Origin of the sequence: Limosilactobacillus sp. (assembly GCF_040772465.1) — a bacterium.
In the GTDB taxonomy this organism is placed as follows: Bacteria; Bacillota; Bacilli; order Lactobacillales; family Lactobacillaceae; genus Limosilactobacillus.
Genome location: NZ_JAXGYB010000007.1, coordinates 42,866 through 66,644, shown reverse-complemented (window position 1 = coordinate 66,644; position 23,779 = coordinate 42,866). Strand labels below are relative to the sequence as shown.

The 23,779-nt window shown below is 41.5% G+C and carries 17 protein-coding genes; 12 read left to right on the top strand and 5 right to left on the bottom strand.

The features are described from left to right. Positions 1–52 precede the first annotated feature (52 nt). Together AB3114_RS07460 and AB3114_RS07455 are read left to right on the top strand one after the other, a co-directional pair. Positions 53–4,426, top strand: coding sequence for a glycoside hydrolase family 70 protein (locus AB3114_RS07460; RefSeq protein WP_367342629.1), 4,374 nt, complete (start codon positions 53–55; stop codon positions 4,424–4,426). Between the two features lie 237 nt (positions 4,427–4,663). Beyond that, positions 4,664–5,269: a hypothetical protein gene (locus AB3114_RS07455; protein ID WP_367342628.1), complete on the top strand. Its 606-nt coding sequence runs from the start codon at positions 4,664–4,666 to the stop codon at positions 5,267–5,269. 130 nt (positions 5,270–5,399) lie between these two features. On the opposite strand, the gene AB3114_RS07450 is transcribed toward AB3114_RS07455, so the two are convergent. Further along, on the bottom strand, positions 5,400–5,957 hold the full coding sequence (locus AB3114_RS07450; protein ID WP_367342627.1) for a sigma-70 family RNA polymerase sigma factor: 558 nt from the start codon (positions 5,955–5,957) through the stop codon (positions 5,400–5,402). 196 nt (positions 5,958–6,153) lie between these two features. Here AB3114_RS07450 and AB3114_RS07445 point away from each other — a divergent pair, with 196 nt between their 5' ends. The 3 genes from AB3114_RS07445 (at position 6,154) to AB3114_RS07435 (ending at position 8,716) form a co-directional block, all read left to right on the top strand. Next, entirely contained in the window at positions 6,154–6,891 is a 738-nt protein-coding gene (locus AB3114_RS07445; protein ID WP_367342626.1) for a hypothetical protein, read from the top strand. A gap of 103 nt (positions 6,892–6,994) precedes the next feature. Then, complete coding sequence (locus AB3114_RS07440) at positions 6,995–7,210, top strand: hypothetical protein (RefSeq protein ID WP_367342625.1); 216 nt, start codon at positions 6,995–6,997, stop codon at positions 7,208–7,210. A 156-nt stretch (positions 7,211–7,366) separates the two neighbouring features. Continuing rightward, positions 7,367–8,716: a transposase gene (locus tag AB3114_RS07435; RefSeq protein WP_169490189.1), complete on the top strand. Its 1,350-nt coding sequence runs from the start codon at positions 7,367–7,369 to the stop codon at positions 8,714–8,716. A gap of 140 nt (positions 8,717–8,856) precedes the next feature. Here the strand turns inward: AB3114_RS07435 and AB3114_RS07430 are convergent, their stop codons facing one another. After that, a complete protein-coding gene (locus AB3114_RS07430) occupies positions 8,857–10,260 on the bottom strand; it encodes a Na+/H+ antiporter NhaC family protein (RefSeq protein ID WP_367342624.1) in 1,404 nt (467 codons plus the stop codon). Positions 10,261–10,381: 121 nt separating this feature from the next. Between AB3114_RS07430 and AB3114_RS07425 the strand changes: the two genes are divergently transcribed. Beyond that, on the top strand, positions 10,382–11,425 hold the full coding sequence (locus tag AB3114_RS07425) for a hypothetical protein (protein ID WP_367342623.1): 1,044 nt from the start codon (positions 10,382–10,384) through the stop codon (positions 11,423–11,425). A 182-nt stretch (positions 11,426–11,607) separates the two neighbouring features. Next, positions 11,608–12,804 (top strand): glycosyltransferase, encoded by a 1,197-nt coding sequence (locus tag AB3114_RS07420; RefSeq protein ID WP_367342622.1) that lies wholly within the window; start codon positions 11,608–11,610, stop codon positions 12,802–12,804. Positions 12,805–12,888: 84 nt separating this feature from the next. On the opposite strand, the gene AB3114_RS07415 is transcribed toward AB3114_RS07420, so the two are convergent. From AB3114_RS07415 to AB3114_RS07405, 3 genes are read right to left on the bottom strand one after another with little or no spacing between them, the layout of a single operon-like run. Then, positions 12,889–13,878, bottom strand: a complete 990-nt coding sequence (locus AB3114_RS07415) for a beta-1,6-galactofuranosyltransferase (protein WP_367342621.1) — start codon at positions 13,876–13,878, stop codon at positions 12,889–12,891. 15 nt (positions 13,879–13,893) lie between these two features. Next, the gene (locus tag AB3114_RS07410) at positions 13,894–14,901 is read right to left on the bottom strand and encodes a beta-1,6-galactofuranosyltransferase (RefSeq protein ID WP_367342620.1); all 1,008 of its coding nucleotides are present in this window, start codon (positions 14,899–14,901) and stop codon (positions 13,894–13,896) included. A gap of 18 nt (positions 14,902–14,919) precedes the next feature. Then, complete coding sequence (locus AB3114_RS07405; protein WP_367342619.1) at positions 14,920–16,110, bottom strand: glycosyltransferase family 8 protein; 1,191 nt, start codon at positions 16,108–16,110, stop codon at positions 14,920–14,922. Positions 16,111–16,282: 172 nt separating this feature from the next. On the opposite strand from AB3114_RS07405, the gene secY2 reads away from it, so the two are divergent. Genes secY2 through secA2 form a run of 5 tightly spaced genes read left to right on the top strand, consistent with a single transcriptional unit; the run spans position 16,283 to position 23,767 of the window. Continuing rightward, a complete protein-coding gene (gene secY2, locus AB3114_RS07400; RefSeq protein ID WP_367342618.1) occupies positions 16,283–17,494 on the top strand; it encodes an accessory Sec system protein translocase subunit SecY2 in 1,212 nt (403 codons plus the stop codon). Continuing rightward, positions 17,494–18,993, top strand: a complete 1,500-nt coding sequence (gene asp1 / locus AB3114_RS07395) for an accessory Sec system protein Asp1 (RefSeq protein ID WP_367342617.1) — start codon at positions 17,494–17,496, stop codon at positions 18,991–18,993. The genes secY2 and asp1 overlap by 1 nt, the downstream gene beginning before the upstream one ends. Beyond that, positions 18,990–20,501: an accessory Sec system protein Asp2 gene (gene asp2 / locus AB3114_RS07390; RefSeq protein WP_367342616.1), complete on the top strand. Its 1,512-nt coding sequence runs from the start codon at positions 18,990–18,992 to the stop codon at positions 20,499–20,501. The genes asp1 and asp2 overlap by 4 nt, the downstream gene beginning before the upstream one ends. 2 nt (positions 20,502–20,503) lie before the next feature. After that, positions 20,504–21,379, top strand: a complete 876-nt coding sequence (gene asp3 / locus AB3114_RS07385) for an accessory Sec system protein Asp3 (protein ID WP_367342615.1) — start codon at positions 20,504–20,506, stop codon at positions 21,377–21,379. Positions 21,380–21,397: 18 nt separating this feature from the next. Further along, positions 21,398–23,767, top strand: coding sequence for an accessory Sec system translocase SecA2 (secA2, locus tag AB3114_RS07380; RefSeq protein ID WP_367342614.1), 2,370 nt, complete (start codon positions 21,398–21,400; stop codon positions 23,765–23,767). Positions 23,768–23,779: the final 12 nt, after the last annotated feature.

Sequence of the window (23,779 nt, the reverse complement as noted above, 5' to 3'; positions counted from 1 at the left end):
ATATATACTGAATTATTAGTATAAGACGTCTTTATTGTGGAGGAATTCTGAAATGAAGGAACACTATAAGCTTTATAAAGCTGGTAAATTATGGCTAACTGCCTGCATTATGGTAGCAGGTGGCATTTTCTATGCTGGGGGGGGTACTGAGCCTCTGATAGCACACGCGAGTGTACAGCAATCAACAACTTCTGCTGTTGCACCTTCACCTGCAACTAATAGAAATTCATCTGAAAATAATGTTTCAGTCCAGAACCAGTCACAATCTAATACTCCAACTACAGAGCAACAAAATACAGATCAAACTGCTTCAACGACATCAACTCAGACTACTAATACGAATCATTCTGGTACTGTTTCAACAACTGCACCATCTAACACAACAACCCCTACGCATTCCTTGCCTGTCAATCAAGCAGGTTGGAATCAAAACGGTAGTGATTGGTACTATGTAGAAAATGGTTCAACCGTTAAAAATTGGCGGCGCATTGACAATAATTGGTATTACTTTAATCCTCAAACTTCCTTGATGGAATCAGGGCTTCAATCTATTAATAGTCGTACTTATTACCTAAATGAACGCCACAATGGCACATATGGTGCAATGCTAACAGGATGGCAACAGGCAAACGGATCATGGTATTACTTCAATACTAATCCTAACAATGGGGCCGCAGAAACTGGTTGGCAGATGCTTGGTGGTCGTTGGTACTACTTCAATCCTGAAACAGCTATGATGGAAGCGGGATTACAATCCATTAGGAGCCATACATACTACCTGAACGAACGTCACGATGGCACATATGGTGCAATGTTGACTGGATGGCAGCGGGTTAATGGTTCCTGGTATTACTTTAACCAAAATACAAATGATGGATCAGCAGTTACAGGTTGGCAAAGAATTAACGGACGTTGGTACTACTTTAACAATAATGGCCGCGCTGAAACTGGTCTGCAGACAATCAATAATCGTGTTTATGCTTTTGATACAGCAAATGCTTGGGCATTATCTGGTTGGCAAAAGATCAATGGATCTTGGTATTACTTTGATGCCAACAATGCTTGGGCATTGACTAACTGGTATCAATCACCTGCTGGCTACTGGTATTACTTTAAGCAAAATGGCCAAGCAGCAGCTGGCTGGCAATGGGTTTCGGATGGTTGGTATTATTTCCAACCGCAGAATGCTAACATGTTATCTGGTTGGCAGAATGTTGATAATACTTGGTATTATCTCAATCCTAATCATGATGGTCACTATGGACTGATGCGTTCAGGCTGGCAATTCATTAACGGTCAATGGTTCTATCTGAACCCTAGTCACAATGGTACTTTTGGCGCTATGCAAGTAGGATTGCAAGTTATTAATAATAACAAGTATTATCTCAACCCTGAGAATGGACATAATTATGGTGCAATGCTGAACGGCTGGCAACAGATTAATAACGATTGGTATTACTTTAATAATTCTGGAGCGGCAGCTAGAAACTGGCAATATATCAATCATGACTGGTATTACTTCGATAGCCAATCTAATATTATGCAAACTGGTATGAAGAAGATCAATGGCAAATGGTATAACCTCAATACTAAACATGATGGGTCATTTGGAGCTATGCGGCCAATTCAGTCTGGTTGGACTCAAATTGATGGCGCTACCTACTACTTTAGAAATGGGAGTCCATTAGTAGGCCTCCAGTCTATTAATAATAAACAGTATCGTTTTGATTCAGATGGCAAATTGATATCTAATTATTATGGAAGAATTACTTACAGTAATCAGCAACCAACTTTGACTATTTATGATTCAGCTAATAATGTTGTTTCGACCTCTCATTCAGGCACTTGGGAGAATGTTCCTTATTCTTTGGATAGTAATTCTATCAATAACGTACAGGGTTATGTCAGTTATAGTGGCTGGTATCGTCCTGTTGGTACGAGCCAGAATGGACAAACTTGGTATCCAACAAGTGCAAGTGACTGGCGACCAATTTTGATGTATGCATGGCCAAGCAAGGATGTTGAGGCTCAATTTATCAAGTACTTTGTTAACCATGGTTATGTCAATGCTGATTATGGTTTGACTACTGGCACAGTAGCAAACTTGTCTGGTAATACTGATCAAACCACTCTTGATAATACAGCTCAAAATCTACGTTACGTGATTGAACAGCATATTGCTTCAGCAAAGAGTACAGGACCATTGTCTAATGATATTAATGCCTTTATGCAGACAGTACCATCATTAAACGCTAAGTCGGAATTATCAGTGGTTTACAGTCATGGTTACAAACCTGATCATTCAGGATCTGTTAATAATGACCAGTTGATTTTCGTCAATAATAATTCTACTGATCAAACGAAGGGCAATACTGCTAATGCAGATAGCCAATACCGTCTTATTAACCGGACAATTACCAACCAAGAAGGTCAGCAAAATGTCAATAATACCAGTCCTGAATTATTAGTTGGTGTTGATATCGACAACTCTAACCCGGCAGTGCAAGCTGAAAATATGAACTGGGAATACTTCCTGCTTAACTATGGGAAACTGACCAATACTAATTCGGATGGCAATTTTGATGGCTTCCGAATTGATGCGGCTGATAACGTTGATGCTGATGTGTTAGATCAATTGGCCCAGTTGGTCAATGATATGTACCATACCAAGGGTAACGAAGCTAATGCAAATAACCACCTGCTTTACAATGAAGGCTACCATGATAGTGCTATTCAAATGCTGAATAGCAAAGGTAATCCTGAACTGTATATGGATTCTGGATTCTTCTACACGCTGGAAAACGTACTTGGTCGTGATGAGGGTCGGAATAGCATTCATGATTTGATGACTAACAGCGCTGTTAACCGTCAAGATGACTCCACGATTAATGAAGCTACGCCAAATTGGTCATTTGTCACTAACCATGACCAACGTAAGAATGTCATTAACCAGATTATTATTGATAATCACCCGGGCGTTCCAGACATAATGGCTAATGGTTATAAAGCCGAATATGCGCAACAGGCTTGGCAAGAATTCTATGCTGATCAAGCAAAGACTCATAAGAAATATGCACAAGAAAACTTACCTGCTCAGTATGCTATCTTACTGAGCAATAAAGATACTGTGCCACAAGTATATTACGGTGATCTTTACAAAGAGACTGACCCATACATGCAGACACGTTCCATGTACTATGATGCAATTACTACATTGATGAAAGCACGGAAAGCATTTGTTAGTGGTGGGCAATCTATGACGACCATTGGTAATGATTTAATTGCTAGTGTTCGTTATGGTAAAGGTGTTCAGAATGCAACTAGCTTAGGCAGTGATGCATTAAGTCGTACAACAGGAATGGCTGTTGTGGTTGGCAATAATGCTAATATGGCAGATCAAACCATTAACATTAATATGGGAATCGAACATGCTAACCAACAATACCGTAATTTGATTGATTCAACTGCTGATGGCTTGACTTATAACGGCACTGGATCGTTGAACCCGGCAATTTTAACGACTAATGCAAATGGTATTCTGACAATTCATGTGAAGGGATATTCTAATCCATATGTCAGTGGATATCTAAGTGTTTGGGTACCTGTAATCAATGGTACTCAAGATGCTTCTACAACTGCTAACGCTAGTGGTCAGAATGATAAGTTCTTTGAATCTAATGCAGCTTTGGACTCGCACTTGATCTACGAAACCTTTAGTTTGTACCAGCCAGAACCAACTGCACAATCTAATAGGATGTACAATGTTTTGCAAAGCAATGCTAGTCAATTAGCTGACATGGGTATTACTGATGTTTGGATGGCACCAGCTTATTCTTCATTCTCAATGAGTAGATACCATGAAGGGTATTCTATTACGGATCGTTATGATCTTGGCACAAACAGTAACCCAACTAAATATGGTACTGGTCAAGAATTAGCTAATACAATTGCTGCACTTCATCATGCTGGTATGAAGGTTCAGGAAGACATAGTTATGAACCAAATGCTTGGCTTGAGTGGCCAAGAAGCAGTAACTGTTACGCGTGCCAATGAACATGGTCAACAATTGACTGTGGATGGTCAGACTTACAGTGACATAGTATATTTGGCTTACACTCGTGGTGGTGGCCAAGGGCAACAAAATTATGGCGGTAAGTATCTGTCACAATTACAACACCTTTATCCAGATTTATTTACTACTAAGGCTCAATCTACAGGTGTTGCTCCTGATCCAACTACACATATTACGCAGTGGTCAGCCAAGTATGAAAATGGCACATCCTTACAAAACGTTGGTACTGGAATGGTTGTCAAATTGCCTAATGGCGAATATGCCTATGTAAAGAATGGACAAAATAATGCTTTTGATACCACTTTACCTGCATCTATGACTTTGGCAAATTATGTCAAGCAAAACGAAAATTAGATATAGCCCATGGCGTCACTTTGATGATTAATTGAGTAAGTGGATGCGATATTTTTACGCAAGTGCTTTATCGATTGGTACTAATTGACAATTTTGAAGAAACTAGATCATATCACCTATGGTGTGGTCTAGTTTTTTCTTTTGCAAAATTATCGTCGCTCATCTAGAACGAAATTGCTTTTAATGCGCTACAATAGCACTTGTATTTCTTTGATCAGATAAATGGAGAGATTTCACATGCAAAAACCTAACACTCGCAGTTGGTCGTTTGTCTACCGCGATTTAGCTAGATTTCAACAAGAGCAACAAAAACATAAGGTCAAGCACCATCATCGACGTTACGAAAATTTCTGGGTGCAGGTTATGTTCACCGGTACCCACCAAATTGCTAATTATCAGTTGCCCAAAGATTTACAAGGACCGATGAGACAACATCAAAAGGACAGTCAAAACTTCAAAGATGTTTTATTGGACTCACTTATTAACGTTCCGATTACGGAATATCGTGATGGTCAGGCGAAAATTAAGCCTGCTAGGGTTATTCGCATCCTGATTTTGCCAGTCCGAACTCATGACCCACGCTGGATTGCTCGCAGCCAATTCATTAAGCCGAATTATCCATTGTTTCAATGGTTATTAGGAACTGTAAAACTAGACAAAGAAGTTAATTTTTTGACTCATGACTTCAAACGAGCTAATCAACAACGCATTACGGCCACTATTCAACAATATCGTCAAGAACAGATTCAATTTTACAGGAAAAGATATATTCAGAAGATCCTAGTTTGTTTAGGATTAATTGTCTGGTTAATCATCACTCTGATCCTCATCTTTACTCGTTAATCTGTGCTGGTTTAGCTAGAAACCGCTCTGATTTAAAGTCGTTTTAAAATACGTATAGTAAACGCAAGCAACCAGAAAATACCCCCAGCCGTCAACTTTATGTTGATGACTGGGAGTATTTAGTTTGCCCTTAAATTAACATCCGTGCCCGTCTAATCACACCTTGCCGCCAGGCGTAGACAGTCTGACGTGAGACACCATAGTGACGGGCAATCTCGCTATCGTTGAGGCCAAGGTCCAGGACGGCGTGTAAATATTTGCGTTGTCGTGCTGGGCAGCCTGCAGCGACCAGGCGGTTAAAAAAATCACGACTGCTAGCTCGTTCTAGTGGGTTGTTGGAATGTGGGTCGAGACAGAGAACTTCCCGTTGCGTTTCACTGAGGATGGGGTTGTCCAGCGACATTTCATTTTTATCATCTTGCCAGCGTGCCCGACGAATCTGATCGAGTAGCCGCCAGCGAATGCGCTGGTAAGCGTAGTGCATGAAATCTTCGGTGTTCTTAGTGGGGTCGCCACTGAAGTCGACGTAAGTTTTCGCGAAAATGAGGCAGGCATCCTGGAAGTAATCGTCGTATTGGAGGTCGCTGGGACGCATATAGAGGCCCTTCAGTACCCCGTGAATCAGGCGTTGACGGTCGTTTTGTAGTAAGAAGGAGAAGCCTTCGCAGAGAGTTCGGTTATTATTCATCATTAAGAAACCTTTATTTTAGATTTCCGTGGCCGCGGATGGTCTTAGAATAACGATTTACCAACGTAAAGACGAATTTCATTTTGGCGAAATTTCTTCCAAAAAAAGCTAGACAGAGACAGACTTCTCCTGTAAATTTTGTAGAGGAGCTGTTTAAAATAAAATGGCGCTATTTTCATTTATTTGGGGGAATACTATGAAAAACGGCAGTTTAGTTGATATGACGCGGTTTGAGCAGTCAGATATCGACGACCACTTTATTAACTACCGCCTGAGCTGGCAACAGGTTCTGCTGATCGTGGGGGATCCGCAAAATCCAGTGAGTAAAACTTTAGTGCTGACGGTTAGTGGCAGGCTGCTCAAGATTAACCAGCCGCTGCGGATCATGATCAAGGAATTCTTTGACCGCCATGATTTGGATGACGACCACAACTGGGCCTATTACCAGTATTGTTCTTTGCAGGGGCGCACCCGGTCAGCAGTGGCGGGTCGTTACCGGATGGTGCCGACGTGTAGCCCACGCAGCCGGCAGGTGTACTGGATTATGGCACACCATTTAAATTCTTGGCATAAGCACGAGCGGGGGACACTTCTGATCTTTGCTAGCGATGGCCAGCCGTCACGGCAATTGCAGGTTTTGCTCGATGTGTCACCTCGGAAATTAGAGAGCAACTTAGCAGCTGCAGATATCGTGTCGGCATTTCAACTCCAGATGTTGGAATATGAGCAGTATCTGAAGGGGTCGGAATTGACTAGTATTCGACCGGATGATTTTGCCAGATTAAACCAGCTGCAGGAACAGAGTCGGGGTTATAACATCACTTATCAACAAAGACGGTGGGATCATTGTAATCGCAATGTGTATGGTGAGGGACTAGCGGATGAGATGCTTCGGGAAATGAATAAGCCATTTCCACCATTATCACCATATTGAAATGCGTTACACATTTGTGAAACATTTTAAAAACTTTTTCCATACTATGCTTAACATATTTTAAAAAAGGACTATAACGGAAGGTGAAAGGAGGTCACTGATTATGACAGTACAAAATGACACAATCAAGAACATGGAGAAGTACAACTTCGACGTGACGAATGCTGATGATAAGCCAGTTGACCTTGCTAAGATCAATGATGCCCCAAAGGGTACGCAATATGATCTACGTATTAAGAACCACATTGTCCAAGACCAAATGACCGGCAAGGAAGTCGTAACTTCGGTTAACGACTTGTTTGCACCGGCAGCTGCCTAAATAAAGAGCTGTAAAGAAACATACTGAAACTTGAAAGCCCTGAATTGCAATGAAATCATTGTGGTTCAGGGCTTTTGGACGAAAAAAATAAAAAACGCAAGAACTCTTACGCTATACTTTAAGTGTCAAAATCAAAGTAGAAAAGAGTCTTGCGCTATGCAAATTATAAACCATTTCAGTACTGAAAACGATTCTCAAAACATTATTTCTCACTTCTTAAGCCTAATTGGTCTAGCTAAGCTAACTCACAGGGTGAATTTTAAGCGTCACTCATTATGTTCATTGAAAATGATCGTAGCTTGGTTAATGACAGCTCATTTTGAGCGTCTTTCGATCAATCGTGCTCATCCAGATTGCCATTTTACCCCAAGAACGGCACGGAATGTTTTGAATGATGGCCGTATTAACTGGCAGAAATTAGTCTGTTTAGTAGCGATTCAATTAATTCGCATCTTAACCCCGTTTATTGATGGTCGACGTCGTTTGGCATTAGTGCTTGATGATACTCTGTTAGCACGTCGTTGGTCCCAAAAGACTGAATTATTAGCCAAGACCTATGACCACGATAAGCACGAGTATGTAAATGGTTACCGTGGCTTAACTCTCGGTTGGAGTGATGGTAATACTTTTTTGCCTATTAATTTTGCTTTAATGTCAACTCACCAGCCTGCTAATCTGATTGGATGCTTAGCGCAGATTACTGACCAACGTCAAATTGCCGGTCAAAGAAGGGCTCAAGCTCAACGCCCAATGAACCAAGTGGCTCTAGAATTGATTAGACAAGCGCAAACACTAGGCGTGTCAGCTAAATACGTCCTTTTTGATTCTTGGTACAGTTCGCCGAAGATGTTTTGGCAACTCGCTCAGCTTCAGCTTTTTGGTGTGGGTATGCTCAAACGCAGCGCAAAAGTCTATTATCGATATCGTGGTCGTCACTATAGCATTAAGGGTCTTTATCAACGTTTAGCAGCTTCTAAAATGAATTGTCGGCATCACTATCTTTACAGCAGTGTCATTCAAGCCCAATATCATGGCCATCAGTTTCCGCTAAAAGTGGTTTTTGTATCCAAAAAGGGGCACCGTCAGGACTACCTAGTTTTAGCGACCACTAACTTAGCTATGCGGCCAGAAGAAATCATTCAATTGTACGGACGCCGCTGGCAAATTGAGACCTATTTCAAAGCTGCTAAGCAGTATTTAGCTCTTAATCGATCACAAATTCAAAGTTACGACGGTCAATGTGGTTATATTGCCGTCACCATGATTACTTATGACTTATTGGCTTGGCAAGAACGACTTAATACTGATGATCGCACAATTGGTGGACTCTTTTACATTATGAATCAAGCACTGCCAGATATTCGTTTTATGGACGCATTGGTCTACTTATTTCATGAACTGGGTCGAGCTGAGCTCAGCCTAACTGATCACATTGATAACATCATTAATCGATTCATAGCTCAGTTGCCAATAACGATCCAAAAAGCATTGAATACTGGCATCTAAAAGTCTAATTTAGGCTGAGAAAAGCCGAAGCTGACGCAGCTCCGGCTAGTTTTCGTGCTTTCAAGTTTCAGAAACATATTAAAAATGCGGATCTAACTCCGAAAAGAAGTTAGATCCGCATTTTCGTTTTCTATACTATTTTATTTTTGCTGTGCGCCATGTGGTGCCTTAATAAGCGCACCCATAATGATCGTTAGGATCGTGACCAGGAATGGGAAGAAAGCCCAGGGGATGAACTTCAGCGGGTTGATTTCCAGAGCACCAGCGATGAAGACCCCAGAAACTGACCACGGAACCACCGCGTTGATGGCGGCCCCGGCATCGTTTAGAATCCGGGTCAGATACTTGCGCTTGAGCCCTAGACGATCAAAGGCGTGGCGGAAGGATTGACCAGGCAGGATGATGGCCAGGTAGTGTTCACCGACCATTAGGTTGACCCCGATACAGGTAACAGCAGTAGCCAAGGTTAGTCGTCCTGGTGTCTTCACGATACCGGACAGGTGGTCGATGATGGCGCCAATGATGTGGAATTTGATCAGCAAGCCACCGAGTGCCAAGGCAAAGACAATCAGGGCCAGCGACGTTAACATACTAGCAATTCCACCCTTGGACAGAAGGGTGTTGATGGTTTTGCTGTTAGTGTGGGCAACGTATCCCATCATGATCGTTTTAGTAATAGCAGTAATGCTCGTTGTCGGGGCGTGGACCCAACCGAGAAAAGCGGCGAAGAGTGAACCTAGCCCCAGTGACGGGATGGCTGGCACTTGCAGAATAGCGAGGACAATCAAAAGGACAACTGGTAGGAGGGCCCAGCCGGAGATCCAGAAACCATTGGCCAGACCATGCATCATTTGGTGAACAGCGGTCAGGCTGACTTTTTTGGAGTTTAGTCCCAAAATCGTGTAGGCAATGACACAGAGAACCCAGGCTGGAATGTCAGTCATCATCAGCGATTTGATGTGCTCGTAGATGCTGATCTCACCGACACTGGCGGCCAGGTTAGTCGTTCCGGACAGTGGTGAAATGTTCGATCCACAGAAAGCCCCTGAAACGATAACTCCGGCGGTGAGGCCCGGATTGATCTTTAACGTAGCGCCGATCCCGATAAAGGCGATTCCCATGGTTGAGACGGTTGTAAAGGAACTTCCACAGGCCACCCCGACTAAGGTACAGACAATGAAGACCGTCGGCAAGAAGAACTGAACGGAGATTATCTTGAAACCGAAGTACATGATCGTTGGAATCGTTCCGGAGAAGATCCAGGTAGCAATCAGAACTCCGATGGAGAGGAAGATCACTAACGGATCGACCCCAGCACGAAGCCCTTCTCGCATACCGTTCATGACGGTCGACCATTTAAAGCCACGTAGGCGACCATAAACGGCTAAAACAGTAAAAGCAATGAATAATGGCGCTTGGGGTTCCTGCTTTTGACAAATGATTAGGTAGCCCAAGATACAAAGAATAACAACTAAGACGGCGATGCTCTCACCAAAACTGAAGACCGGTTCAGGCTTATCAGTTGCTTTCTTTAAGTGATGCAATGTAATCGCTCCTTAATAATTTTATTGTATTTTAATTTTAAGCGTCGCCATGGTCCGTAGTCAATTGCTCTTTGGTGTTAAAATAAGCAAAGATTGAATGATTATTGGGAGGATCATTGAGATGAAGAAACGATTATTGACGATGACGGTCTGTGGTTTGGCACTGTTGACGCTGGCTGGGTGTGGCCAGCAGAACAGTAAGCAGGGGGCTAGTTCCAGTAGTTCGAGCTCTAGTTTGTTGGTTAAGAAGACAAGCACGAAGGTCAGCCCGAGCACTTCGCCACAACAGTCAGTGGCTCTGATCACGGCTTACGCCGGCAATAAGTACGGCAATGGCTGGGCAACAACGGCCAAGAAGGCTCAATCTGCCGGTCTGCAGGTTAACCTCTACCAGTCCAACAAGTATAAGCTAGCTGATGGTGGCCAGGGCGTGGCATACAGTGTCACGGCTGGTGGTAAAGATACTGGCTTGCTGTACACGATGAAAGGTAACAACGTTATTCTATACAGCAATAACGGTAGCCAAAAACTTGGGACGGTTAGTCGCCAACAAATGGCTGACTACATCAACCAGAACGGCCAAGGTTCACTGGTTAAGCAGCTCGCTGGACAGGCCAAGGTGGTCGATAAGACGAACGGCCAGCTGAGTGGTGGTTCGAGCAACGGCGGTAGTTCCAGTAACAGTGAAACCGGCAAATACGGCAACCAGGGGCCATTCACCGTTCCAGCGGAAATGCGTGGCACTTGGTACACGTCCAGTGATGATGACGATAGTAGCGTGACCTTTGGTGCACATAGTATGTCCAATGCGGACGATGGGGATAGCAGTACCTTGCAGCTCTTCAAGCAGGATCCGAAGTTCTTAAGCAGTGATCAAACTGAAGATAATTCAATTCAAGATGCAACGAAGAACTGGGGCAGTGCCCGGATGACCAATGTTCACGATCTGGACTTTCTTACTATCCGTGGTTGGACCCAGAGTGCAGGGGATGGCGAATCCTTTGCTGTCCACACCGAAATGGTTGACGGTCAACAAGTGAAAGTTTTGGTCGAAGCTGGTGGTGCCGGCTACTGGACTGACGCGGTTTACTATCAGAGTAAGTCGATGTCTCAGCATCAGGGGGATCACCACTTTAGTGATTTGAAGTATGAGGATGATGAGTAAAGAACTGAAGATTCACTGAAGCGAAGGCCGTTATTGGTCGTCGCTTTTTTTACTGATCATTAACAAGTACGGAAGCAAAGCAATTTGCAAAGATGATTGAAAAAAACATTCATTTAGCGTATTATAAAAGTAATGTAAGCAAGTAATTATTTTTATAATAAATAAAGGAATGGGGCTACACGATGGATAGGGTTATTGCAATTTCAACTGATATTAACTACTTAACGCCAGTTGAAACACTGATTAAGTCGATTGCTTATAACAATCATGATGTCAAAATTTACGTAATTAACGAAAATATTCCACAGGAATGGTTTATTAATTTGAACCATCGTTTGAATAAAATTGGTATTCAAGTTCAGGACGCCAAATTTGATCCAGCCCTTATTGAACAGGAAAAGATTTCAATTGATTATCTCAGCAAGATGGCTTATGGGCGAATTTTAATTCCTGATTTAATTCCCGAAGACAGGGTGCTTTATCTGGATGCCGATATCATTGTTGATGGTAGCCTTGATGATTTGTTTAATCTGGATCTCAAGGGTAAACCAGTTGCTGCAGCCACGGAATACTTTGATACCTCCATTTTTAATTCAGGTGTCTTATTGATGGACAATGCCAAGCTGCGGGATACTAACTTTGTTCAGGACTTGTTGGAACGGGGAAAGAATTCGCCTGCTGATAACGATCAGACTCTACTTAACGAAGAGTTTGAAAATAACTATTTACCGTTGAAGCCAACCTATAATGCGATGATTGGTGGAGACTTAGTTACATTCTTCCATCGTGATCAGTTAGATATGTATGAAAGAAAATTGAAGGAAGCAGAACCTTACACGGTTATCCATTACACTACCTCTGACAAGCCGTGGAACGTGGTCAGTTGCCTGCGGATGCGTGACAAGTGGTGGCAATACCGCGAACTTGAATATAACGAAATCGTTAATCATGATCCATTGCCAAGTGATGCAGTACCGAATAAAAAGGGAACCTTCTTTACCTTCACTGATGATGAAAATGTTGAATCCTTGTATGATCTTGCCACGGCAATGCCGGAATATGAATTCAATGTGGCAGCTTACACAATGATGGGTTCTAAGCTTGTTCAAGCGCTTAAGTATCCTAATGTGCGTCTCTATCCATCAATGACGCAGCACACTCTGCACCGGATGTTAAATGAAGCAGACATTTATTTGGACATTAACCATGGCCCTAAGACACAGGACATTATTAAGCAGTTCATAGAAAAAGGCGATCCAGTACTGACTTTTGATGATGTCAAAACTAATGAACTTACTGGACAAAAGGGTTATGAATCCTTTAAGAGCGGTGATGTCAAAGCAATGGTAAAACGGATCAAGGAATTGATTGCTAAGTAATGCATTAAATTTTGATACACGAAAAAATCCTCTAAGGTTGAGAAGTACCAGATATGGTGCCTTTTCCTTAGAGGATTTTGTGATTTATAAGAATAGCTGGTAAATAGCCTCGTTTAATACCAATTTGGTGTTGATTCCCATTCTTAATGAATTGCTGTAGTAGTCTACAGAAGATACATATTCGTTATATTTATCTTCTGTCAGCTCATTTAAGAATGAGTTTATTGCGTCTTTAGAGTCGACAAGAACTCCCAAGTTATTTTTCTGAATGATATCCGCTACCGAAATATTAGCTGGTGCAATTACAGGCAAACCAGCGGCCAGGTAATAACTGAGCTCATATGACGGATTGAGAGAATAATACTCGTTGGTATCATCCCAAACAATGCTAAGCCCGCCAGATAAGCGGAGATTATCAATTAATTCCTGCTTTTGGTGGGGCTTTGCAAAAGACACACCTTGTTGTTTCCAATTAGGATTGTCTTCAAATAGCTGGAGAGTGTACTTATCTGAATCCCAGTGACGGAAAAACTGTTGATTAGGGTTATCTCCGAGATATGAAACTACCTGATTAAACTTTGGCTTTCTGTTGGGATTGACTACGCCTGGCCGGTCCCACATACGCATGATAACAGTTCGATTGACAGTTAAACCATTATTGTTGAGTAGATCTACCATTTTCTGACTTGGTGCAATAATCAGGTCAGCTTGGTTTAAAAATTCAATTTCTTGTTTTAACAACTGGCTGTCGCTATTGTCGCCTTGCTGAGATGGCAAATCATGAATCAAGATAATCAGGTGTGCATCATAGGCACGAACGTGGTTGATAAAACGGTTATCCCAACTGAGACTCATAGTGGGAAATTGAAAAATAACCGTATCATTGTTATGAAGAGAGGCAATGATACCATCAATGCGATTATCCAAAACTTCATCTGGCTCGTTTGGCCAATTATAGTTGTATATGCCAAGCTCACGGTAATTTAAATCGTCGCAGGCAATATCAGTAATCATATTTTGAGCTTCTTGGTTGCCACCAATAAGGCCATTAAGGTTAGTAATATATGTTTGCATGTTGTCCCCCAATACTTACTTGTTAAACAGCTTGTACAATGCGGTAGCTAATGCACGTTTGGTAAAGATACCTTCACGGATGATATTGGCGTAACGGTCAATGCCTTTTACCATTTGTTGATACTGTTGAGGGCTCATTGCTAGCACTTGTTTTTGGGCATCAGCCATATTATCAGCTAAGAGACCGAGTTGCTCGTCCTGAATCAATTTGGCTTGGGTCAGCGATGGTCTTGCGATAACAGGAATGCCAGCTGCTAAGTAAGTGCTAAGCTTAAAGGAACTATTCATTTTCATATAGTTGTTCCAGTAAGGGTCGTCGGACCACACAAGGCCAAAGCCGGCATTTTGGCGTAAATCAATTAATAATTCTGAATCTTCGTGCCAACCGATGAAATCAATGTTTTTATCTTTTCCCCAATCGTGTTGGTGATCATAAATTCGTAATTTTACATCATCAGAATTCCAGGACTTGATGAAAGCCGCTTTGGGGTCGTTTGGTCCAGCGTAGGTCATCACTGGCTTGTAGGTCGGTAGGGGACCGAGATCCATTTTAGTAGGATGATCCATGATGCCTAAAACCACTGATTTTTGAACTGTCAAACCATGTTGACGCAGGAAATCCAGCATTTGCTGAGAGTGAGTAATAATGAGCTCAGACCGGTTGTAGATAGATATTTCTCCCTGAAGCTGGTTAGCCCAAGCATGATTCATTTGTGATTCGATGTCATGGATGAAAATTACAACGTGAGCTCCATAAGCTGCAATGTGATCTAACAATGCCATTGTCCATGGGTTTGGCATCCAGGTTGGCATCTGAATGATTAAAATGTCTCCCGCTTGAAGAGGGGCAATAATACCATCTAATCTGGCGTTACGGCTCTCGTCCGGTTCGTCAGGCCAATCATAGTGGTAGATGCCCATAGGTCTAGCATTAAAATATCTAGCAGCAATGTTGGCTATCATATTTTGGGCCACCTGGGCTGTTCCGCCGACCCCATTAATATTAGTTATATAGATATTCATTAATTGGTTCTCCCAGATTTAGTTAATAGATTTTAGATAGGTGATCATTCCAGCTACATCATCCTGTTTGAAACTATGATAGTTAATTGCTCCCTTTATGCTGGAATTAACATCATCAAATGAGACAATTGGTTTCCCAGTGGCCTGGAATTTTTTTAGCATATCATCATCTTTACCGCCGTAGTTAATATCTAGGTAAGCGTCGGCGTTGTTTAATAATGGATCGATCACAACTTGAACAGCATTCATGTAGAGGTGGACATTAGGATATGGAATTAATTTAACTAATTTACCACCCATATTGGTTCGCGCAGCGATGTTAAAAGTGTAATGTGGAAATGCTTTGACTAATTCTTCGAGATGTTCAATGTTTTCACTATTGGTGAGGGTGAAGAAGGATCCCTCTTCTTTATAGTCGAATACTGCTGGTAAATCTGCATGAGCGACAACTTCAGCCCAGTCAAGGTCGTAATACTGCCACCAAAGGTCACGGTAGCGTCCTGTAGAGAATTGTTTCCATGGCTTATAAGGACTGGTGTAGTGAATGATACTACCTTGGATGTTAGTCTTTTCAAAATAGTTGTGGTCAAAACCAGGGTAGTAGTAACAAAGAAAATCATAGCCGATAGCAAGGTTGTACTTCAGTGGTAAGTGGTAGTACTTATCGCTAAAGAAATGATTCAGGACTGACTGGTCACCTTCGCTAAGATCAGAAGTTAAGCCAAACTCGAGCATTTTATGAACTATATCGGGATCTTTCTTCAAAACGGGGATGTTGAAGAGGAGGACACCTGAATTAAAATTGTTTGCATACAGTAAATCAGGAATAGCAGCAACTGGATGGTCACCAAGATCCATGTCGAACAGTTCGCTTAGATCAGCATTAACGACAATGTCACTGTCTAAATAGAGGATGCGTTCTTCATCAATGAGGTCAGGAATCAAAATTCGACCATATGACATTTCGTTAATTTGTGGCTGTGAAACGTGTTCATTACCTAATGAATTTTCATCAATTTTTTGGTTAATCACTTTACTGCCGATGGCTTCGACGCGATTGTTAATACCACTAAACCATTCTTGGGGAATGTCCTTGTTGATAATATAAATTGTCGAGTCATGATTGTGATAAAGAATGGATTTGACAGCCGTTGTAATTTGATTAATATATCCATAATCAGCTGATAATGCAAAAACCTTTTTTGACATGTGGTGTCCCTCCAGTTAGTCGAAAGCTATTAGAAAAAAGTTATAAGTAGTATAATTATACTATAATTGATAGAAACGGGTGCTAAGTTCATTTGGCATGACGAATAATTCCTGTTAATATTTATATATTACATCTATCAGGTAAAAAGCACATGTTCAAATAACAAGAAAAATGGGAAATGAAATAATGAGAAAAACATCTCAATTAAGTAACTTATATAAACGAATTCGTGTAACTCTTTTGATTTTGTTTGTGTATATTCTAGGTTCATCTATACCGCTGCCTTATGCACATACTAGTCATCAGTTCACGCGTTTGCTTCACGATACGCCGATGGGGATTACTAGTTTTATGAGTGGTGCTAATATGCAGCAATTATCGCTATTTATGGTGGGACTTAACCCCATGATGATAGCCATGCTGTTGATGCAACTATTAATGATGATACGCTTGTTCCACTTTGATACATTGTCGATGAGCCAAATCATGTATGTGCAGCAGGGACTCATTTTAGTCTTGGCGGTTATACAATCGGCTGCGATGACAGTGGGACTCCACCTTACTGATAATCCATGGACAACTGCTTCTGTAATTATTATTTTAACTACGGGCAGTATGTTCGTAACTTGGTTAGGCTTTATGAATATGCAATTTGGTATTGGTGGAACAGTTGCAATCATCTTGTTCAACATTATTACCTCATCTATCCCAACGGTGCTGGGGGCTTTGCGAAGCATTAATAAATTGTCACACCCCACACTAATTTTAATTGCTATCGTTATCTTCAATATTTTACTAATGATATTCTGGCTTGCATTTACAAAGGCTTACTACCCACTAAAAGCTGTCAATATATTATTAGATAGTCATAGCAAGTTAGTGACGACGCCATTAGGCTTAAACATGGGGGCCATGATGACGTACATGGTTGGTATGGCCTTATTGATGATGCCGCTGATTTTTAGCAGTATTTTAGGACCACATTCGTTGCTAGCACGTCCAGGGTTTGATGCCTTAATCAGTGGCATCATGTCATTTTTCCTGTACTATTTCTTCTCGTTTGTCCAATTTAGTCCGTACCAACAATCAAGGAGTTTTCGTAATTCCAATACCTACATTCCGGGATTACATCCAGGAAAACCTACTCAAAAGTATCTGACACGATTGATGTGGATTGTTTGTTTCCCAGGAGCCTTGCTTAATAGTATTCAATTGACCTTCGGCCTGATGGGTCAATATTTCCTGGGAAAATATGGCGGTTTATCTGTTATCCCAATGAATGTCGTTATGATTGTTTTAATTATGAATGGTGTTAAAGATAATTTGTTCACCCTTACGTTTCCTCGTAAGTATGAACGTTTTAGCCAAAGGGGGGATAAGTAGTGGAATATCTAGTTCCAGCCTGGCATGACCAATTAATCGACTGGTCATACACCACTCCAGAAATCAAATTTGATGATGTGGTTAGCCATGCACGAGTTTTGCAAAAGGGTGGACACCAAATTAGTTTAGTCATTACTGATTACCTTCCACAATTATTGACCCAGCTTAATCAATTTGCCTTACAGCCAGATCACATGTTTTCCGTTTTTGACTACATTCAGGGAATTGATGTGTGGGGCAATCAAACGGTGGATTACCGTGATTTAAAATGGCCTGAAGGAATCATTTTTGATTTTACTAACTTCCGTTTATTCGCTGTTTTAAACGACAAACTATATGCGCGGATCACATTTGATATTCAGGGCAAAATCCTATCGGTTGAGTACACCGATGGCCCCCAAAAGGGACAAACTTTTCTGTTTGATAGTCGCGGATTTGTCTCTCAAATTAAAGATGGAAATATCGAGATATATCTTGATTTAAAAGGACATTGGCGGATTAAACATAACATTGATAGTGGTCATGTTGAAGTTAATCCTGCGGCACCGAAGTTTTGTGACAAGTCTGAATATGATAGCTTAAAAGATTTGATTGAAGAAATCGTCACAAAGCATTGCCTTGATCACTTGAATAGCAGCGATCACCTAATTGTGACCGGGGATGACCAATCTACGGTGTCACAAAGCATTTATAATCCTTATCATCCTATTTTTTCGTTTAGCCATTGGCACACAGCAACCAAAAATTTGAATGAATTACAGCCAAGTACGGTTCTTGTGAACAATGACCACGAAAAAGAGCGGTTAGCTGACAAAATTGCGGGCGGAGATAAGGCACAGATAATTCCATTATTTCAATCTCAATTCAAATTGGGCCATAGTCAGCGCCTCTCACAGCAGCGCATTGCGATTTTCGCCGAATATATGGACCCACAAGAATTGGATGAGATGATAGAAATGATCTATCCACGTTTAATTGACAATCCAGACGATACAGCACTGTACCTGTTTTCTTACAGTCCAGATAAGGATGGGATGGTTCACCAAGTCTTTAACAAGTTTCGAGAACGACACGAGGGAGAATTTATTCTTTCACGTAATGAAGTTGACCCCGGTGAAAATCAGTTAATTGATGATCTTCCGCCATTGTTAACAATTAAGGCGCAGCGGTTGATGAGCAGTATGGATGTTTTAACGGCACTAGACCAAATTCGCCTGTTGATTTGCTGGAATAAACCCGACGATTTCATGTCCATTGCAGGTGTCAGTGTAGGTATTCCGATGTTACAAAACTTCGAAACTGCTGAACTCCAGGACGGTAAGAACGGCATGGTTTGTCAGAATATCAATGCTCTTAAACATGGTATTGAGTATTATCTGGACACTTTGAAGCATTGGAACCAATCTCTGGTTTACAACGTTCAGATGATGAATCGTTATTCAGAAGAACATTTACTAGCAAGATGGGAAAAACTATTTAAGGGGGAATCAGCACAATGAGGATTTTACAATTAGGGTCCACTAATTGGGCTGATCAATACCAACTTCCTAAAGATATGGACTGGGAATTTAATGTCTTTCCCAACCCTGATATGCAAAAAGCTAAAAAGGGATTTGATGCTGTCATCATTGCCGGACCTGTAACGTGGTCTTCCAAAAAATGGAATCAACTTCTTAGAAAAGTTGACCCATATCATGTTATTTATTTGCCAGCAGCAATGCAAAAATTGGATAAAGCTGGGCAACTATTTATTCAGTGCAGTAATGCCACTGAGATTACTGAAGATCCGCAGACTGTCATTGATCATTTGCCAACGCGACTCTTTTTTGGACAATCAGGAATCCGGTTTATGCCATCCAGTTTTCAACCATTGATGGACCGAATTGAATCTTTTCAGATGATGGACCAAAGCCACATCAAGATGGAAATAGATACGGATGGTCAGTGGGTAAATATTGGCAATTTCCGTGACAATATTTTTATTGATCCTGGTAAATTGATGAGTCTTTGGCTTGAGATGGAAAGTGATGGTCTTGAGGCACGATTAAGAGTTTTCATTCAACCATCCGGTGGTGATGGGGATGTTAAGGACTGCTATCTTGTATCAATAGGCAGTAACTTAGACAATCCGCCTTTGCCAATTAGTGCAGCGGATTATCCGCGCTATGCTTCAGTTAGTCTTGAAGTTAAGGGCAGTGGTGATTTTACCCTTGGAATCCTTCATTCACGTTGGTCTCGTGAAGGTTACGGAGACTTCATCGCGGGTGGCAAGCGAATTGTTAATCCCGCCAACCATGAAGATATTGCTTACTTCTTTAGCAATGGCGATTTGCGCCCACCACTGAATGTATATTTCTCGGGTGCACGTTCTGCAGAAGGTTTTGAAGCATTTCCTTTGTTCCATAATCTTCATGCACCAATGCTCTTGTTTACTGATATGCGTCAAGAAGCGGGCCAATTCTATACGACCAGCTACATGGAAGAGCATATCAAATCTGTGATTGACCAGTGCTTAAAGCAACTTGGTTTTAACAGGTCTCAGCTTGTGATGAATGGTATTTCAATGGGGACTTATCCTGCTTTGAAGCTGGGCGTACAAATGCAAGTCGGCTTTATCAACGTTGCTAAGCAAATTTCTAATTTGGGTTATGTATCCCGGAGAGCACGTTTGCAGCGTCCTGGCGCTTTTGAAACCAGCTATGATATCGATAATCGTTTAGTAAAACAACTGGATGATAAGAATCTTCAAAAACTGGATAATGATTACTGGGAACTTTTTAATAAACAAGACCTGAGTAATACCCGTCTATTTGTAGCGTATATGGAAAACGATGATTATGATGACCATGCTATTAAACATTTGCGAGAGAGTGCAGCGATTGCGAAAGCTAAGCAGTTTGTTTATCGTGGATTCCCTGGTCGTCACAATGACAATCGCCAAATTAACTACTGGTTTATGCGAAGACTGCAACAAATTCTTCGTCAAGACTTTTCAAGGGAGCTGTGATGATGTCAATGAGTCAGGAAATTATGCAACATGTTTATTGGGACAACGTTGACATTTTTCAGCATGGCGTCCAAATAAGCGTTGATCATCATTATCACGTCCGGTGGCAAAGCAATTTGATGGGTCCGGGTCAGTCTATTATTAGCTGGCAATCAGAATACAACTACCAAGGCAGTAAAGTTGTTCCTCAATTACCCATTTTGTCTGTTGGTAAGCGTTATATCATTATCAACCATTTGACATCCGTTCCTGAAAAAACACATTTAGTTCGTTTGATTTTCCGGGACCTGCAAGGCACTGTCATTCAAAAATATGATTTTAATGATGATCATTTTGAATTTGAGGTGCCAGAAGGGACAGTTTCGTATTCGTTAGCGATTATCAATGCGGGTTGCTATCAATTGGCATTTGATCGTTTTGATATTTGTCCTGTTGATATGGATGCCAATGCCAGTTCCGATATTTGGCCACACCAGCCGATTAACACTGACCGTCACGTTGCTAATAATTTAATATTGTTAGCTGATGCTAAACGTTCGCGTAAGACTTATCCAGAACTGAATAAACTGATAAAAATGCCTGTGCAACTTATTAGTGTTGGTTGGCAATCTCAGCAATCCTTAACGCGTTGGCTACGGGATTGGCTGCGCAATAACCAAATGAAACAACCACATATTGCCGTGGCGTCAGCGTCATTAAATATGACCGCTCTTGAATTGACACGGGCATTTCCTTTGGCACAGTTATTATTGACAACAACGATTGCAGGACGCAGCGTTGAAACTTGGGACGCACAACCTGTTCCTTGGGCTTCACCGTCCCTGGTTGATCCTGATTGGCAACGTTTAACAGAAAAAATGAACAAAATTTGGAAGTAAAAGAGGTGAAACTAATCAATGCTGATGGATCAATTGACCATGCATCGGGTCAGACAAACACTAAAAAAAGTTAATAGGTTAGCCCCGACAATGAAGAAAATGAGTGATGAGGAACTTAAGGGACAGACAGACATTCTAAAACGGCAATTGAAGGATGGTAAAACAGAAGATGATATTTTACCGCAAGCCTATGCTGTTGTACGGGAAGCGGATCGTCGCGTTTTGGGAATGTATCCCTATGACGTTCAAGTAATGGGCGCTATTGTCCTTAACTCAGGCAACATTGCTGAAATGAAAACGGGGGAAGGAAAGACCCTGACGGCAACAATGCCACTGTACCTCAATGCTTTATCCGGTAAGGGTGCAATGTTGGTAACACCTAATGCTTACCTTGCTGAACGGGATGAGACTCAATTAGCCCCAGTTTATAATTGGCTGGGTTTAACGGCTGAGACAGCATTTCCAAAAAAGGATGAAAAAGACAAAATTAAGATGGATGCTGCTGAAAAGCGACGCCGCTATGCTGCTGACATTGTGTATATTACGTCCAGTGGGCTGGCTTTCGATTACCTCTTTAATAACCTAGCTGATAATCGGGAAGATCAGTACTTACGCCCATATAATTACGCTCTTGTTGATGAAGTTGATGCTGTTTTACTAGATAATGCGACGTCGCCATTTGTTGTTTCTAGTTCTCCTAAGCTCCAGTCTAATTTGTACGAATTAACTGATAACTTTGTCACCACACTGCGTCCCAAGGTTGATTATGTTATTAGACGACGCGACCATGCGACATGGTTAACTTCGCAAGGGATCGAAAAGGCAGAACTATACTTCCGAATTGACGATCTTTTTGCCTTGAAATACCGGGAACTTTATCGTCATATTATTTTGGCAATGCGGGCTCACTTCTTTATGGAAAGGGACCATGATTATGCCGTACGTGATGGTAAAGTCGTCTTACTGGATGAGACCAATGGTCGTTTGATGAAAGGAATTCAGATTAGTACTGGGATTCACCAAGCCATTGAACAAAAGGAACATGTCGAAGTGACGGCACAGCAAAAAACGGCTGCTTCGATTACGTTTCCTAGCTTATTCGGATTATTCAATAAGGTCTCGGGAATGAGTGGGACTGCGAAAGTAAATGAGAATGAATTCATCAACGTTTACAATATGAAAGTAGTCCAGATTCCGACTAACAAGCCCATGATTCGCAAGGATCTTCCTGATAAGATTTATCTCAATACTAGTGATAAATTGTTGGCGGCGATGAATGAAACGGTTGAATTACATAAACAAGGACGACCAGTGCTACTGGTTGCCGGTTCAGTTGATAATTCGGAAATTATTTCAGAACTGTTATTAAACCGTGGAATAGCACATAATGTTTTGAACGCTTATAATGCTAGCCGTGAAGCAGCGATGGTAAAAGATGCCGGGCACACGGGGGCGGTTACTGTTGCCACTAACATGGCTGGCCGTGGGACTGACATTAAGCTATCAGACCACGTCAAAAAGTTGGGCGGTCTTGCTGTGATTGGCACGGAAATGCTGCCAGAGCGGGTGCGTCTGCAACTAGCTGGTCGTGCGGGAAGACAAGGTGATCCTGGTACTAGTCAGTTTTATATTTCACTAGAAGACAGCTTCATTTCTAAGGCCAGCACTGATCGCTTTCGTGCATATTATCGTCACTTAATGGCTCAGAAGCGTCGCGGAAAGAATATCGTGACGTTGCATGGCCCAAGGATTCAAATTGCATTGGATATGCTTAAGAATCGGGTAGCCAGCAACGAAGAGAATAACCGGACTCAAACCAACAGAGCAGATGTTGTTCTGCGGATGCAACGCAATAATTTTTACAGACAACGTAACCATATCATTGATGCCAAAAAACTGGATAATTTGACTATGTCTTGGCTTAATGATGGTATTGATGATTATTTAGATACGGTGTCTAATTTCCAAATTCCGCAAATGCAAGAATTAGTGAACGAACACTTTGATTATGGCAATATTGTGGTGCATTTAAACTTTGACGATAAGGCATCTGCCAAAAAGTTTTTGGTGGAGTTGGCACATCAAATATTGGACAAAAAGGAAAAACAGCTTATTAATGATCGACAATTGCAGCAATTTTATAGGTCTTCTTTACTGCAAGCACTAGACGAATGTTGGACTGATGAAGTTGATTATTTGAATAAGCTACAAGCTTACACGTCTAACTGGGCTATGGCTAGCCGTGATTCCGGTTATGTTTATAACCAATGGGCTTTAGAAGCTTATAAACGGATGTTCAGACGAATTAAGAAGCAACTAGTGGATAATCTTTTACTTAGTGAGATTCAAATTAATAAAAAGAATGAACTCATTTTGACCTTTAATTAATGATGGAGGCAA

What these genes read in the sequence shown, in the direction of transcription:
- AB3114_RS07460 (WP_367342629.1), top strand. Translation starts at nt 53, where the DNA reads ATGAAGGAACACTATAAGCTTTATAAAGCTGGTAAATTATGGCTAACT.
- AB3114_RS07455 (WP_367342628.1), top strand. Translation starts at nt 4,664, where the DNA reads ATGCAAAAACCTAACACTCGCAGTTGGTCGTTTGTCTACCGCGATTTA.
- AB3114_RS07450 (WP_367342627.1), bottom strand. Translation starts at nt 5,957, where the DNA reads ATGAATAATAACCGAACTCTCTGCGAAGGCTTCTCCTTCTTACTACAA.
- AB3114_RS07445 (WP_367342626.1), top strand. Translation starts at nt 6,154, where the DNA reads ATGAAAAACGGCAGTTTAGTTGATATGACGCGGTTTGAGCAGTCAGAT.
- AB3114_RS07440 (WP_367342625.1), top strand. Translation starts at nt 6,995, where the DNA reads ATGACAGTACAAAATGACACAATCAAGAACATGGAGAAGTACAACTTC.
- AB3114_RS07435 (WP_169490189.1), top strand. Translation starts at nt 7,367, where the DNA reads ATGCAAATTATAAACCATTTCAGTACTGAAAACGATTCTCAAAACATT.
- AB3114_RS07425 (WP_367342623.1), top strand. Translation starts at nt 10,382, where the DNA reads ATGAAGAAACGATTATTGACGATGACGGTCTGTGGTTTGGCACTGTTG.
- AB3114_RS07420 (WP_367342622.1), top strand. Translation starts at nt 11,608, where the DNA reads ATGGATAGGGTTATTGCAATTTCAACTGATATTAACTACTTAACGCCA.
- AB3114_RS07415 (WP_367342621.1), bottom strand. Translation starts at nt 13,878, where the DNA reads ATGCAAACATATATTACTAACCTTAATGGCCTTATTGGTGGCAACCAA.
- AB3114_RS07410 (WP_367342620.1), bottom strand. Translation starts at nt 14,901, where the DNA reads ATGAATATCTATATAACTAATATTAATGGGGTCGGCGGAACAGCCCAG.
- AB3114_RS07405 (WP_367342619.1), bottom strand. Translation starts at nt 16,110, where the DNA reads ATGTCAAAAAAGGTTTTTGCATTATCAGCTGATTATGGATATATTAAT.
- secY2 (WP_367342618.1), top strand. Translation starts at nt 16,283, where the DNA reads ATGGGAAATGAAATAATGAGAAAAACATCTCAATTAAGTAACTTATAT.
- asp2 (WP_367342616.1), top strand. Translation starts at nt 18,990, where the DNA reads ATGAGGATTTTACAATTAGGGTCCACTAATTGGGCTGATCAATACCAA.
- asp3 (WP_367342615.1), top strand. Translation starts at nt 20,504, where the DNA reads ATGTCAATGAGTCAGGAAATTATGCAACATGTTTATTGGGACAACGTT.
- secA2 (WP_367342614.1), top strand. Translation starts at nt 21,398, where the DNA reads ATGCTGATGGATCAATTGACCATGCATCGGGTCAGACAAACACTAAAA.